The organism is Chitinophaga jiangningensis, from assembly GCF_900142605.1.
Classification (GTDB): Bacteria; Bacteroidota; Bacteroidia; order Chitinophagales; family Chitinophagaceae; genus Chitinophaga; species Chitinophaga jiangningensis.
This window is the reverse complement of record NZ_FRBL01000001.1, coordinates 175,711-191,257: the sequence shown is the minus strand read 5'-3', so window position 1 is coordinate 191,257 and position 15,547 is coordinate 175,711. Positions and strand designations below refer to the sequence as shown.

At 43.6% G+C, this 15,547-nt stretch carries 13 protein-coding genes; 10 read left to right on the top strand and 3 right to left on the bottom strand.

Going from position 1 to position 15,547, the window contains the following annotated elements; genetic code table 11:
* Positions 1–14: 14 nt before the first annotated feature.
* From argH to BUB18_RS29545, 10 genes are all read left to right on the top strand, one after another.
* Complete coding sequence (gene argH / locus BUB18_RS00725; protein WP_073077060.1) at positions 15–1,349, top strand: argininosuccinate lyase; 1,335 nt, start codon at positions 15–17, stop codon at positions 1,347–1,349.
* A 153-nt stretch (positions 1,350–1,502) separates the two neighbouring features.
* On the top strand, positions 1,503–2,438 hold the full coding sequence (locus BUB18_RS00720) for a hypothetical protein (protein WP_073077059.1): 936 nt from the start codon (positions 1,503–1,505) through the stop codon (positions 2,436–2,438).
* A 58-nt stretch (positions 2,439–2,496) separates the two neighbouring features.
* Entirely contained in the window at positions 2,497–3,087 is a 591-nt protein-coding gene (locus BUB18_RS00715; protein WP_143159779.1) for a hypothetical protein, read from the top strand.
* Positions 3,087–3,578 carry a hypothetical protein gene (locus BUB18_RS00710; protein ID WP_073077055.1) on the top strand — a complete coding sequence of 164 codons (492 nt, stop codon included), beginning with the start codon at positions 3,087–3,089 and terminating at the stop codon, positions 3,576–3,578. The genes BUB18_RS00715 and BUB18_RS00710 overlap by 1 nt, the downstream gene beginning before the upstream one ends.
* A 92-nt stretch (positions 3,579–3,670) precedes the next feature.
* Positions 3,671–5,194: a choice-of-anchor I family protein gene (locus BUB18_RS00705; protein WP_073077053.1), complete on the top strand. Its 1,524-nt coding sequence runs from the start codon at positions 3,671–3,673 to the stop codon at positions 5,192–5,194.
* A 238-nt stretch (positions 5,195–5,432) separates the two neighbouring features.
* The gene (locus BUB18_RS00700) at positions 5,433–5,858 is read left to right on the top strand and encodes a hypothetical protein (RefSeq protein ID WP_073077051.1); all 426 of its coding nucleotides are present in this window, start codon (positions 5,433–5,435) and stop codon (positions 5,856–5,858) included.
* Between the two features lie 390 nt (positions 5,859–6,248).
* Positions 6,249–10,580: a DUF6443 domain-containing protein gene (locus tag BUB18_RS00695; protein WP_218587974.1), complete on the top strand. Its 4,332-nt coding sequence runs from the start codon at positions 6,249–6,251 to the stop codon at positions 10,578–10,580.
* Positions 10,577–11,185, top strand: coding sequence for a hypothetical protein (locus tag BUB18_RS00690; RefSeq protein ID WP_143159778.1), 609 nt, complete (start codon positions 10,577–10,579; stop codon positions 11,183–11,185). The genes BUB18_RS00695 and BUB18_RS00690 overlap by 4 nt, the downstream gene beginning before the upstream one ends.
* Before the next feature lie 280 nt (positions 11,186–11,465).
* Positions 11,466–12,077: a hypothetical protein gene (locus BUB18_RS00685; protein ID WP_073077046.1), complete on the top strand. Its 612-nt coding sequence runs from the start codon at positions 11,466–11,468 to the stop codon at positions 12,075–12,077.
* A 34-nt stretch (positions 12,078–12,111) separates the two neighbouring features.
* Entirely contained in the window at positions 12,112–12,264 is a 153-nt protein-coding gene (locus BUB18_RS29545) for a hypothetical protein (RefSeq protein ID WP_178372056.1), read from the top strand.
* Positions 12,265–12,314: 50 nt separating this feature from the next.
* Here the strand turns inward: BUB18_RS29545 and BUB18_RS00680 are convergent, their stop codons facing one another.
* From BUB18_RS00680 to BUB18_RS00670, 3 genes are read right to left on the bottom strand one after another with little or no spacing between them, the layout of a single operon-like run.
* Positions 12,315–13,196 (bottom strand): hypothetical protein, encoded by an 882-nt coding sequence (locus BUB18_RS00680; protein ID WP_143159777.1) that lies wholly within the window; start codon positions 13,194–13,196, stop codon positions 12,315–12,317.
* Positions 13,186–14,112 (bottom strand): hypothetical protein, encoded by a 927-nt coding sequence (locus BUB18_RS00675; protein ID WP_073077043.1) that lies wholly within the window; start codon positions 14,110–14,112, stop codon positions 13,186–13,188. Before BUB18_RS00675 ends, BUB18_RS00680 begins: the two co-directional genes overlap by 11 nt.
* 22 nt (positions 14,113–14,134) lie before the next feature.
* A complete protein-coding gene (locus BUB18_RS00670) occupies positions 14,135–15,535 on the bottom strand; it encodes a hypothetical protein (RefSeq protein WP_073077041.1) in 1,401 nt (466 codons plus the stop codon).
* Positions 15,536–15,547: the final 12 nt, after the last annotated feature.

Below are 15,547 nucleotides of genomic sequence, written 5' to 3'. Positions count from 1 at the left end.
GAAATTTCTGAATTATGAAATTGTGGCAAAAAGATAAGACAGCACTGGATGCGGTAGAGCAATTCACCGTGGGTAAAGACCGCGAGATGGATGCCTACCTGGCACCTTTTGATGTGCTCGGTTCCATGGCGCACATCACCATGCTGCAAAGCATTGGCCTGCTGGAAGCGGAGGAACTGACTGTACTGAAAGCAGAGCTGCGTAAGATATACCAGGAAATCCAGGCAGGTGACTTTGTACTGGAAGCCGATGTGGAAGATATTCACTCACAGGTGGAACTGTTGCTGACCCGCCGTTTGGGCGAAGTAGGCAAGAAGATCCACAGTGGCCGTTCCCGCAATGACCAGGTGCTGGTGGATCTGAAGCTGTTCCTGCGTCATGAGCTGCAGCTGGTGGTAGAAGAAGTAAAATCTCTCTTTGACTTATTGCAGTCGCTGAGCGAAGCGTATAAAGACAGGCTGATGCCGGGTTATACGCACTTACAGATTGCGATGCCATCTTCTTTCGGCCTGTGGTTTGGCGCTTATGCAGAGAGTCTGGTAGATGACCTCACGATGCTGCAGGGTGCTTACCGGGTGGTAAATAAAAACCCGCTTGGCTCTGCGGCCGGTTATGGTTCTTCGTTCCCCCTTGACCGTGAGTTGACCACTTCTTTACTGGGTTTTGATTCCCTGAACTATAACGTAGTATATGCGCAGATGGGCCGTGGTAAAACCGAGAAGCTGGTAGCGTTTGCGCTGGCGGGCATTGGTGCTACCCTTGCCAAAATGGCCATGGATGCTACTTTATTCATGAACCAGAACTTTGGCTTCATCACATTCCCGGATGAGCTGACCACTGGTTCCAGCATTATGCCGCATAAAAAGAACCCGGATGTATGGGAGCTGATTCGTAGTCACGGTAACAAGCTGCAGGCTTTGCCGAATGAAATTGCGATGATGATCACCAACCTGCCATCAGGCTACCACCGCGACTTACAGCTGCTTAAAGAAAATCTGTTCCCTGCGTTTAAGGCGCTGAAAGATTGTATCAGTTTGTCGAAGCTGATGCTGGAAAACATCCGCATCAAAGAAAACATCCTGGATGATGATAAGTATCAGTACCTGTTTAGCGTGGAAGTGGTGAATAACCTGGTATTACAGGGCACACCGTTCCGTGAGGCTTACAAGCAGGTGGGTATGGATATTGAGAAAGGAACCTTTGCACCTGCCAAAGAGGTGAATCACACGCATGCCGGCAGTATTGGCAACCTGTGTACCGCGCAGATTGCGCAGCAGATGGACCTGGTGCTGAAAGGGTTTGCGTTTGAAGGGGTGGATAAGGCACTGGAAAAGTTGTTGAATAGCTAGATAAAATAATTTTTATATAGGGAGAAACCGGGCAATCTGATTGTCCGGTTTTTCTTTTTTATACAGGATCTTTTCATGATTTGTTCGTGGGATAGAATTTTATAGAAAATAGTGTAGTATTGCCGGCCTAAATTCTGGTTAACCTATATTATTATGAAAAAGATATTTTTATTACTGGTCGCAGTGTTTTGCTGCCTGCTTGTTACCAACGCACAGACCTCGTCTTATTACGAAACCTCCATCACCTTTCCTAAAGATTACAAAGTAGGTGACTACGTTTCTTTTGTTTGGGCCGAAGCCCATGGCTCAGGAGCTGGAGGGTATTATGAAGTCTCCCTTACGTGCTTAAGAGGTAATATGGCAGCAGGGGCGACCCATTTATACAGTTCTTCGCATGCTAATCCGCAAATATGGAGGGAGGCTGGCAGAATTAATGATAATCCTTATTCGGTAAGTAGCGCTAAGGCCTTTACTGTGGATGTAAAAACAAATGCCTCTGCTTCGGAAATTCGGGTGCGTGCGACAGCAGTGCAGGGAGTGCTGGATCAGGACATGGTTGTAAATGTCAAAGTTCGTGCTATTGGTATCACCAGTACATTTACTCCCTTAAGTCGTATTGGTACTGAAACAGCATCATCTATTCCATTGGCTCCAATGACTGCTGAATGGAATTTATGGGTAGGCAATCCATTTTTTTCAGAACCTGCTAAAGTTGCCATAAAAGCAGATGTTAATGGTAACGTAGGTATCGGAACTTTGTCTCCTGCTGAAAAGCTCTCCGTAAATGGTACCGTACTGGCTAAGAAAGTTAAAGTAACTGCTACCGGCTGGCCTGATTATGTTTTTGCCCAAAACTATGCATTGCCATCTCTTCAGGAGGTAGAAAAATACATAGGCGAGCATCAGCACCTGCCAGGGGTGCCCTCTGCAGCAGAAGTGGAGAGAGAAAAGGTGGACCTTGGTGCCATGAATGAAATACTTTTACGGAAAATAGAAGAATTGACATTGTACCTGATAGAAGAACGTAAGGAGCGCGAGGTACTAAAAGCGGAGGTGGAAAAGCTAAGGAAAGCCCAGACCGATAAATAAAAAATGAACGTTGTGAGAAAAAGTCCTAATTTTCCTCACAACGTTTTTTTATTAAAGTATGATGAAGCCGATAATGATGGTTGGCCTGGCATTGATCACGCTATGGGGATGTCAGCAAAAGCAGCAGCAAAAACAGGAAACACAGGAAGTAAAGGAAACGCCGGTGGCAGCGGCGCCGGCAACGCTGCTGGATAGCCTTACCCTGGGCTATGTAACCAATGTTCCGAATGCAGCAGATTCGAAGATGCTGATGTTATATGATAAAACACCGGAGCAGTATCGTCAGGATAGTTTACTGTATTATACTGCGGTGAAGCAGTTTTTTGCTGCAGATAGTAGTATGCTGGACCAGCTGATGGCATTTGAAGGTGATACCACCAAATGTTGTTGGATTGCGGCTCCCAGCCCGTATTCGGCTTACTCGGCCATATGGTTTTTGGATTTGAATAAATCAAACGGGGCGAAGCTTTTGATGCATGCTTACATTATGCGTGCATGTGGCGGCCCGGAGGTGATACCTAACGCATCTGCAACTACGGAGGTGTTGCTGGATATGCTGGATATGAAGAAGATGGTGAAGTGGGTGCAGGAGCATCGGAAGTTGAGCAGGGAGGAAATGTGTAAGGTGTATAAGAAGGAGGTTATTTAATGCCCAGGTTAGGAAGACGTAAAAGAGGGCTAGGGCCTAAGGATTTTGAAAATAACAACCTGCCGGGACGAGAGGAGGCGGGTAATCGATATGACCGTAAAGCCAATACAAGGATAATGTTTGTACTGGCTTTTTTGCTATTTGGTGCTACTTTAATACCATACTACCAGGTAAGTGAATATAATCGTTATATGCAATACGGTTATACAGTGGGTATGAAACTCCTTTATGAACCGCGTGCGACCGGAAAGAACAGTAAGGTGTTCAAGCTTGATTACAATGGTCATCGTTATAATTTGTTTACCAGTAAGTTGTACGGTAAAGAATATAAGATGGGAGATACCATCAAGGTGAAATATATTCCTAACGAGGAGCATATTATTGCCCCTGATGCAAATGTTGATAATGCAATATGGGCGATGTATATAATGGGTTTTGGTAGTTTTCTGTTAATCCTGATTGCAACTGTAAGAATAATACTGGGTTGGTAGCGCATAAGTTGTTGGTAACAAAATCATAACCTTCCCTTAATACGTGCATAATACTTTGGTTATATGTTGCGCTCCATTAACCAAAATGCGAAATGAACTATAAAAAAATCCTGCCTGTACTCACAGTAATCGTAGCGCTGTCCTGTAAAAAAGATAAACAAGAAGATTTCTACGTACCTGAAGATCCTGCCACCTTTGCGGAGATCGGCGCTATCGATATCGGCAATGAAGGTGCGGCCGAAATTTCAGCTTATGACCCCAAAACGGGTCATCTCTTTGTGGTGTATAATGCAGAGGATAACAATGGTGTTTTCCTGAACCGCATAGATGTAATTGATTTAAAAGATCCTGCTAAGCCGGTAAAACTGACAGAAATCGCTGTGACGAGTCATGGTGGATATGTAAACAGTTTGTCTGTAAATAACGGCCTACTGGCTGCTGCCATTGAATCTAGCGTAAAACAGGACCCTGGTAAAGTGGTGATTTTTAAAACCAGTGATAACTCTTTGGTAAAATCCGTTACTGTAGGTGCTTTGCCGGATATGCTGACCTTTAGTCCTGATGGCCGTTATATTTTATCAGCCAATGAGGGAGAACCTAATGCCGCTTATACCAATGATCCGGTTGGTTCTATTTCTATTATTGATGTGCAGAACAACTTTGAAGTAAAGACGATTGACTTCAGCGGGTTTGAATCACAGAAAGCCGCGCTGATGCAGCAGGGATTACGTGTATTTGGTCCTAATGCTACGTTGGCACAGGATATAGAACCGGAGTACATCACTATTTCCGACGATTCAAAAACTGCCTGGGTAACCCTGCAGGAAAATAATGCCATTGCCACGGTGGATATTGCCACTAAAACTATCAAGGCCATCAAGCCATTGGGTTTTAAGGATTATAATGTAGATGCTAATGCCGTGGATGTCAGTGATAAAGATAATGTGATAGATTTCAAAAAATGGAATGTAAAGAGCATGTACCAGCCGGACGGGATTGCAGTGATGCATAAAAACGGTGTTCCTTACCTTTTTACGGCCAATGAAGGCGATGTGCGGGAATATGCTGCCTTTGCAGAAGCAAAGCGCGTAAGCGCCTTAAAGCTGGATCCTGTGGCTTTCCCTGATGCAGCTAAGTTGCAGGGGCAAACGCTGCTGGGCCGTTTGAACGTCACCACCACTTTGGGAGATACGGATTTGGACGGAGATTATGATCAGCTGTATTCCTTTGGTGCACGTTCTTTCAGCGTGTGGGACGGGAATAGCGGTACCCTCGTGTTCGACAGTAAAAACGAGCTGGAAGTACGGGCCAAGGCGGCATCGTTGTATGATGACGCACGTAGCGATGATAAGGGCGTAGAGCCGGAAGGCCTTGTCCTGGGGGAAGTTGGTAGGAAAAAGCTGCTGTTTGTAGGCATGGAGCGTGCAGATGCCGTAGCGATATATGATGTGACAAACCCTGTAAGCCCTGCTTTTTTGCAGCTGCTGAAAACGGGGGATGCACCGGAAGGGGTGTTGTTTATCAAGGCCGCTGACAGTCCCGTGAAGCAAAGCCTGCTGATTGTGAGTTCAGAAGGGGATGGCGTGGTGAAGATATACAAACCCAATAAACTGTAAAAATTGACTTAGTTAGTAGATTGTATAATAGGGCTGCTTCGGTTGTGAGGCGGCCCTTTTTTTATGGATAAAATTGATACTCTTGCAAAAATATTTGTATATTCCACTATTGATTTCCCAATGGGAAAGACTTATGAGGACCGATAGATTCGGAAAATAAATACAGCAGACTGTTTCGACCAAATTAGTATACGATTTCGTTCCACGATATATTGATAACTGACAAATTTAAGTAACGATGTTTTTTAAGTTTAAGCCTGTTTACATGGAGGCGGTTGCTATCAGAGCCTTAATTTTCTTTGCAGTATTGGGTGTGGGCTTGTTTTTACTGGATCTTGATTTTTCATCAAAAATGGCACTGGTATCTATGATATTAGGGCTCTCTTCTTTTTTATTACTGCGTATGAACCTGAATGAGGTACTGACGATGGGGGTAAAGGAGCAGGAGCTGAGCCTGTCATTTGTGAATATGTCTATCTACAAAAAATTGCCTATAAGTGTATCACTGGATAAAGTAAGTGCCAGAAAAGGCAATAATGTAATCCGGTTACTGGTGGATGGTAAACATGTGGCCAATCTGCGCCGTAAGGCTGTTTCTCCTGAGGATTGGAATGCTATGACTGCTTTATTTGACAACAAGGTTTCGGGTATGTCTGTACGATAATATCCCATATCAGCGCTGGTTATAACCAACCGTTAGATCTTCTTCTACTATAGAGAAAATTTACTTTGTAAGGTGTGTTTTGTGGCATATTTTGGCGGTTGCTTATTCTTAATTTCCTCCTCAAATTAAATGATAGAGAAGTGCTGAAATCGGTGTAAATACCAGGAGACCCTTTTACATTTTCATCAATGCCGGACAACACATCTTGCACCCTGAATCGAATTTCATGGTACTGTTTATACTTTCCTTGTACCCTTTAAAAATGAGCAGGTGTTTGATTAATTTGAATTAAATCTGTAGTTTGCGCAGTTATTTGGATGATATTTATTGGGGGCAAAACCCATTGTATCCATACCTGTGCAATCATTATAATATTTAGTTCCTTATACTGTGAGAAGAATTATTTTTATTGTTTTTTGTTGTTTTATTCAGAGCATTGTCATTGCGCAGGAGAACAAACCCACCCAGTTTACGCCAGTGGCGGCTATTCCGGCTACACTTCCGAATGGATATACCAATCCCGCAATTAATTATGTACGAACCTGGGAGCCCGCTGTTCCGCTCACAAATGCTACCGATGTTAGTAGTCGTACAAAACCGGTAAGCCATGTAAAAGAACAAACGACGTATGTGGATGGCCTTGGTCGTCCGCTGCAAGCGGTTGTAAAAGGAATTAGTCCGCAGGGAGGTGACCAGGTGACACCGGTAGTGTACGATCAGTTTGGCCGGGAAATACTCAGCTATCTCCCCTATACTTCCAATAGCGGCGATGGCAACCTGAAAGTAAATCCATTTTTGGAGCAGCAGCAGTTTTACCAGGCTTACCCATTCGCCCAGCAGAATACGATCTACTATAATGAAACCGAATATGAGGCTTCCCCGCTGAACCGCAAGCTAAAGAGTTTTGCCGCGGGTAACAGCTGGGCCAGAACCGGTGGAAACCACCCGGTGGAGCAACAATACCTGGTGAATGAAGCAGCTGATCAGGTGGTTATCTGGAGCGTTGATAATACTGGTAATACTGTTGCCAGTGGCTATTATAGTCCGGGATCATTGTCTAAGGCGGTGGTCATAGATGAAGATGGCTCCCGAATAATCAGCTTTACAAACAAAAGTAACCAGCTGATTTTAAAAAAAGCAGAAGTTGCTTCAGATCATCCTGATGCATTTACTGGCTGGCTGAGTACCTATTATGTATACGACGATTTGTCGCAACTGCGAACAGTGATTCCTCCGTTGGCAGTGGAGAAAATTGTTGGGCAGTGGAATCTCGCTGCAGTAAAAGAAGAACTGTGCTTTCAATATAATTATGATGGCCGTGGCCGGATGATCGAAAAGAAAATTCCCGGAGCCGGTGTAGTGGAAATGGTTTATGATACCCGCGACAGGCTGGTGTTTAGTCGTGATGGTAACATGCGCGGGAAGGGCGAATGGATGGTAACTTTTTACGACGGGTTAAACAGGCCCGTTGAAACAGCGATTTATCACCCGGTAGCCGCTACAGATCGTGCGTCGCTGCAGGCGACTATGAATGGGATAAATAATGCCACCGGGCAGCAACAATTTACCTTTTCGGGAATCGATAACCTGGTAATGGCTGCTGATCAGAATAAGTCGCTGTACGAAGCACGCATTAGTATTGAACTGGTTGACGGTTACGATAGCAATACGGGCGAAAAGGAATATGCTATAAATCCTGATTTAAATGCGGGAGAGGTTTCCTTGTTGGTGACCAACCCATTACCTAATGTGAGTGCAGCAGAACTTACGCCACTTACCTTTACATTTTATGATCATTACAACTATCCTGGCGTTATTGCCCCGGCAGGCTTTAATTTTAATCCTTATAAAGATGCCAGCGCGGTAGGGCCTGTTGATCCTGTGGTGACTACACAAACACAGGGTTTGATTACCGGCACCCGTACCCGGGTGCTGGGTACGAACACCTGGCTAACTACCAGTACTTATTATGACGATAAAGGACGCACGATAGAAGTGGCTGGGGATAATTATAACAGTGGTAGGAACACTGTTCACACAATGTATGATTTCACCGGAAAAGTATTACTGACCCATGAACAGCATACCAATCCGTCGAGTGCAAAACAATCTAGCATAGATGTGATTACGCGCAATAAATATGATGCAGCGGGCAGATTACTGACAGTTACCAAACGTTATAATAATGATGCGAACCTGGAGCGTGTAATTTTGTCTAATACCTACGACGTCAATGGTCAGCTGCAGAAAAAAGATCTCGGTATAGGCAGCGATGGTATAGCACTGACATCCATTAACTACGACTATAACATTCGTGGCTGGCTTGCAGGAATAAACAAATCATATGTAACCAGCGGAAGTGGTGACCGGATGTACTTTGGACAAACACTGTCGTACGATAATGGTTTCGATAAAAGGTATTTTGGAGGAAACATCGCCGGCCAGCAATGGCGCGGATATAATGACCCGGTGGCCAGGGCCTATGGATATAAATATGATAATGCCAACAGGCTGCTGGGAGCGGATTTTAACCAGCAGGATACTGGTCCTGCTGACAGCTGGACGCATACCCAGGTGAACTTTTCTGTTTCCAACCTTAACTATGATGCTAATGGTAACATCCGGAGTATGAAACAGGAAGGTATTGCCGGAGGCAGTCCTGGAGTGGTGGATAATCTGCAGTATCGCTATATTAACAATAGCAACAAACTGGAATCAGTAAATGATGACGGAGGAACAACGGTGGCGCTGGGTGACTTTAAGAATTCACCTGCTGATGGGGTCGACTACAATTATGATGCTAACGGTAATCTCACGCTTGATAATAACAAAGGTATCACGGGTATTAATTATAATTTTCTGAATCTGCCGGAAGAGATTACAGTTGGTACGAAGGGGACTATCCGTTATCTGTATGATGCAGCGGGGATTAAGCTGAGAAAAACAGTAACAGATAAAACCGTTTCACCGATAAAAACAACGATCACCGATTACCTTTCCGGAGCAGTATTCAATGATAATGTGATGGAGTCAATTGGCCATGAAGAAGGCCGGCTTCGTGCAGTGAATAAGGAAGGTGCTGCACCATTATATATTTATGATTATTTCCTGAAGGATCACCTCGGTAACGTACGCACTGTGTTGACGGAGCATAATGATCAAACAATTTATGCTGCCACGATGGAAACTGCCAGGGCTTCTACTGAGGAAGCCTTGTTCAGCAATGTGGCCACAACCAGGGCAGATTTACCGGTAGGTTACCCTACGGACGAAATTTCCGATGGTAATAAGTTCGCTTCCAGATTAAATGGAGGATCTGATAAAAAGGTAGGAGCTTCACTGGTACTGCGTGTAATGGCTGGCGATACCGTCAAAATGGGTACTAAGGCGTTCTATAAGTCAACAGTGGGGCAAAAGAAGAATGCTTCCAAAGAAGAAATTCTAAGTTCCCTGCTAAATGCATTCGGTGAAAGTACAGGAAATGGTGGCCACGGTAGCGTAGCCACGAACCGCAGTCCAGCCAGCAATCTGACCGGTAACGACTTGCGTAAGCTGGCTGAAAAAAATCCCGACCAGGAAGCAGCGGACAAACCCCGCGCCTACCTGAACTATGTATTGTTTGATGATCAGTATAAACTGGTGGATCAGAGCAGCGGCCTGAAGCAGGTAGCTGCCACTCCGGATGAGCTGCAAACATTAGCGACAGATGACGTGGTGATGGAAAAGAGTGGTTTTCTGTATATTTATACCAGTAATGAAACCAGCCAGGACGTATATTTCGACAACCTGGTAGTAACGCATAACGGAGGGCCGGTGTTGGAGGAGACACATTATTATCCATTTGGGTTGACGATGGCGGGGATTAGTTCGAATGCACTGAAAGGCACTACCTATGAGGAGAACCGCCTGAAATACAATGGCAAAGAACTGCAATCGAAAGAGTTCGAGGATGGTAGCGGTTTGGAATGGTATGACTATGAGGCGAGGATGTATGATGCACAAATAGGTAGATGGCATGTGTTAGATCCGCTATCTGAACAAATGCGCAGACATTCTCCGTATAATTATGCTTTTGATAATCCTATTCGATTTATAGATCCTGACGGAATGGGACCACAGGACATTATTGTCAAAGGGAGTAAGGAATTTAAGGAAAGAGTATTAACCGATTTGCAAAAATTGACATCTGTTAAATTAGAAATGACTAGTGATGGAACTGTAGTGCAAATGTTAAAGGGTCATCAAGGAGAGATGTCTGTGGGAACCGGATTAGTAAGTAAGTTAATAAATTCAGATCATGTCGTTTCTATTGAACAAGGTAAAGAAAATGAAACAGATCCAACAAATGTTGTGGGAGCAACAAACCCAGATGTGGGCTCTGGTTCGTCTGTTAAATACAATCCTGACGACACTGGTGAGAATATTAAGAATGAAGATGGGTCTACCGGCCGACCGGCTCAGGTTGGATTAGCTCACGAACTTCTTCATGCAGAAAGAAATGTTGATGGAACTCACGATAAAGAGAGAGCGGAAGGATTAATGGATCCAGATTCTAGAATGATGAATATATTACCGAAGGAAGAAAGAGGTGTGAGAGCAAAAGATTCTCAAATTAGAAGGGAACAAGGGGTACTACCTCGAATGCAACCTTTCTATCCTATACCTCCTCGTAAACCTGCCGAAGTACCTAAAGTAAAGTTTAATTTTAATAGCTTTAAATGATGAGATCACTGATTATATTTTTATGTACATTTTTTTTTCATCTGCCTTCCACTAATGAGGATACAAACATTGATAGTTTGTTTTTGAATTGGAATAGGGTAACATTGAATTCTTTAAGTAGACTTTGTTCTGATATGGAAGAACAAAGTGATCGGTCATTATGTGAAAATCGCATCGCTACTATGCCTGGTTTCTGGGCAATAGAAGATGATAGCCTAAATAGATCTTCCATCAGATGGATATTCTTGAATAAAATGGAAAATGATTCTAATAAATTAAGTAAGGACTGGACTATTGTAGAAGTCATGAAAACTGGAGAGAAAGTTAGTCTAGTAAATTATATTATCAGCTATAGTGGGACGAATGCGAATATTATAAAATATGTCTATGCTAAAGGTGAATGGATAAAAATCAATGAAAAGATCAGCATGCTTAAGATAGGAGACTTCAAACTTCCTATTTCAAAGACCTTGTTATCTTCCAATAGTTATCCTTATGATGTAATAATAACTAATTTTAAACAAGACTCTGTTTGTGAATCAAATTATTACCTGGAACATACTATTGCGGATAGCATTAAAATTGTATGTATGTTAAAAGAATAACCATCCGCCAGGGTTTTGATTTTTGTAATCATCACCAGGAGGAAATGCTTTCCAGGTTAATAGTCGACCGATTGGAAGTCAACGGCGGATCTGTAGTACAGGCGCTAGGTGGAAACATTGATCGGTTTGAAGGTTACCGTTTTTAGCAGTTAGGGTGCTCGGAAGTCATTCCACATCTAAGCCCATAGGACCACTGCTACCCATATTTGAGCCTCCAAAAGTAAAAATGCCGACTATCATGAATTCAGTTAAAAAAGGTTTCGGATTTTAATTCTCAAATATGATAAAGTCAATTCTTATTTCAATATGCGGATTCATTGTTGCAGGATCATCATTTAATCAGGTGCATGACAACTTTCTTCTGAAATGGAATAAGCTGAGTAGGGAGTCCATGATTACAATTCTGCAGTCGAAGGATTTGATAAACGAGCGTCCGCAATATACCCAAATGGAAGTTTGGGTGAATGAAATATGTCCAGTAGACACGGCAATCGTAAACGCCGCCAATTTACGAAGCTTGTTTTTAAAAGCTATTGATAAGAAGGTTCAACACGTAAAACATTGGTCAGTAATAGAAGCCAAAAAAAGTGGGGAAGTAACGATACTGATAAATACACTCGTTTGTTTTCGTCAAGACAGTGCCGATGTATTCTATTACACTTTTAATACGGAACGCGGGGAGTGGAGTTGTGTAGACTATCGGAAGCTGAAATTGAATGGGGATGGATTGTTAATTCAGGATGTGAAAGTTCCAATGAATAGAGGTGATAACAATTTTATCGCCACAGTAACAGACTTTGAATTACACAAAATATTGCGGCTATTTCACTTTATTAATTTTTCCATTGACAAAAAAAGTAATATATCTATTGTGTCGAGAGGAGGCGTTTAGCTGCTGAAATGGAAAAAATGCATTGGTGGATATAATGGACCTGAACGCCACCTTGCTGAAAAAAGTGGAGGAGCTTACCTTGTATCTCCTGCAACAGCAAAAGGAAATCGGCGCCATCAAGGAGGAAAATGTAAACCTCAGGCAAGAACTGGATAAAATAAAAACAGATCTTAATAAGGGCAGATAACATCTCCCTAAACAAAAAAAGGTAGCAGTCATCACTGCTACCTTTTTCATTTACTTCTTCTCCGCTTCCAGCTCCTTCACCCGCTTATCCAGCTGAATAATATACAAACTCATCTCCTCTATCTTCTTCAATAATAATTTATTCATTTCTCCTACATCCAGCCCTTCCTTTTCAATTTTCTCCGCAGCCGGAATTTCCGGTAGATGCTGATGGGCTGCAATATAGCTAGCCAGGTCTGAAATAGGCCGTAGCTGGAAGTCCTGGGCAAACACGTAATCCGGCCAGTCACTGGTAGTTACTCTTACCTTGGTGGCTTTTATCTCTCCCTTAACAGATAATTTAGAAGTGCTACTGGCAGGAGAGCCGATGCCTACGTTGCCGCTGGAATAACTAACAAAAAAGGCATTAGCGAGATTCACGTCATTGAATACGCTGTATTGAAAAGGCACATCATAAGCGGCTGTGCCAGGGTCAGTACTGGTTTGTTCTACTCTTGTCCATTCCCCGCCTAACGATACGGCTTCATACATGGAATAACCGGCATAAGGCCCGTAGTACAGGTAAATGTCATAAGCTGTTGCCGCACCCCCGGGGGCATTTGGCAATATTTTCACCTTTTCCATCGGCGCCAGCCAGCCGGTACGGAATGCATAGGCTGAAAAGGCAAACCCTTCGGAGTTAACCCCACTATTACTTGTTCTTATATGAATTTCGGCAGATGCCATCTGTTCTTTCAATCCATTGTATCCGCTACCGCCATAGATACGAATCACAGCGGTAGTCCCTTCCTGGGGTAACCTGAGGGTACCCAGTTTAATCCAGGAAAATGCCCCGTTGTTAGCTGAATACATGTGACCTATCACTGTTTGCGCTACTGTTATTTTAAGGCACAGCAGCAAACAGATAGCTATCCCTAAAAGTCTATTTACCATTGTTTGTAATGATTTTTTGTTGTTGCTCAATCACTGCCTGTTGCTGCGTTACCTTCTCCTCCAGCTTCTCCACCTGCTTATTTAATTTTATAAGCAATAGTGTGAGTTCCTCAATTTTCTCCATCTGCCTCTTCTGCATGTCGGCGATATCAAGTCCATCTTTTTCTACCACCGCAGCAGATGGTATTCCAGGCAGATGGCCATTTTCAGCAATGAATTTCTCCAAACCCGCAAAGGTGGGTAATGCATAACCAGGGGCAAATACATAATCAGCCCAGCCGGCCGCTGTAACCTTTACTTTACGGGTAACAATATCCCCGTTAACACTTAACCGTACCGTATTAGGCACATCGGTATTCAGCTTCAGGGTCATATAGTCTCCGGGTACAGGCCCTGCACTGAAGTATAAGCCGGCAGGCGTTGAAAATACACGTCCATACTCCGTTTCGTTGGCCGACATAAATACCACATCTCCCGCATCATCATTGCGGAAATATAAGTTCGCGCCATCGTTAAAATAGATATGCGTCTTCGCAACATTTCCCCGGGCGGCTATGGTTTCCAGTGTTTCATTGGCAGGATTGAAGTTTCCGGAGTGCCAGATTTTTCTCCATTGCTGGTACTGACTACTTACACGATAACGGAAGTATAGGTTGTCCGGGTCAGCGTGCAGGTTGTACAGTTGAAAGCCATAATTTAAATCGTACTTAAAGTTGGCTAAAACACCTGCAATACTGGCAGCTGGACCGTTTACAGGATTATACACAGCAAATACTGAAGATTGTTGAGAGGCAGTTTCCTGATAAATGGTTGACAAGTCATTTCCTGCACTACTTCCTGTTACTACATTGACCTGCGCAAACAACTTTCCTGCAAATGCTGTAACCAGCATTACACTCAGGCAAAATTTTTTCATGATATAGGATTTATAATGATGGCTAGAAATTATACCCCATCCTCAGCTTAATAGGATCGGTTCTCGGTACATGGCTGCTGTAAAGGAAATCAAACAACAACGATACATCTCCTTTCATCTTCGCACTCACCTTGTATTTCTTCTTAATCCCCAGTAATGCGCTGGAGGTCCACATTTCAGCGTTAGGTACCGCATTAATGTGTACCGGCTGGTAGTTCTGCTCATAACCTCCATTGAGGAAGAAGGTATTTTTCAACTTCCAGTCCACAAAGGAGCGCAGCCCTAAGCCCTCGCTGGAAATGGCTATCTTGTTAAAACCCTGCCCTAAGCCTAGCTTATAAGCCATACCCACACCTGCAACCCCGTTTTTATGGAACTTATAGGCGATCTGGCCGGCAATATCACTGGTAGTGGGGTAGAAGCTGGTGTTACGTGCAAACTGAATGTTACCGCCATATTCCAGCCTTTGCAAAAATCGCTTCGACTTCATTTCATTTGGCTTGAAATTCGGCATTTCACCTGCATTATCTAAATCGGGGAACTTACTTTTTAATTCATTCATTTTCGCCCTGGCTTCGGCCATCGACTGACTTACTGCCTGTGAGGCGTTAGGCCCGCTTCCCAGGCGCTGCTGGATAAGTTGCTCTACCTGTGCACGGGTTTGTAAACCTTCCAGGTTAGGAGTGCCGCCACCGCCGCCCAGGTTATTTCCCAGCAGATTACCGAGGTAACTGTGTTTGGCCATAAACTCGTTATAGGCAGGGATTTTCTGTGCTATCTCCAGCGCTTTCTTTTCTATTTTCTTTTTGTCACTAAAAGTCTCCTTTAGTTCCTTCACCTGCTGGGCATAATAATAGGCTTCCTTGTTAATGCCTTTCAGGTTGCCCGCCAGCTCAGGAATTTTGCCTAACTGTGCATTCAGCAGCTGCTTACGTTGCTGAATAAACGCCTTGGCTTCATTGAGTATAGCCAGTTTATCCTGCAGGGCTGTCACCGATTTCAGACTGTTATTCAGTTGCGGAATTTTATCATTCCCCTGTTTCAGGAAACTAAGTGTGTTAAACAAACTGTCCACTCCCGGCGTATTGCTCAGCAGATTTTTGCCGGGAATCTTATCTGTTTTGGCTTTCAGCTTATCTTTCAGGGAAGAAAATTTCTTTTGGCTATCCTCAAACAACATTTTGGCCTGAGAGGAGTCCACTTTCATCATTTTCTTCTTCATCTTCTCCTCGTATTTAGACAAATGGCTAAGCGCTTTCTCAGTACGGGCAGTGAGTTGCTTATTGAGCGCATCAGCTTTATGCTGAACGGCGGAATAATACTTTTGTGGTATTTCCTTCGATTTTTGCAACAGGCTATCCTGTGCTGATACAGTGCTGGCACAGAGTGTTAAACAGGTTATTATCAGGTATACGGGTCGCATTAACTGGTTGTT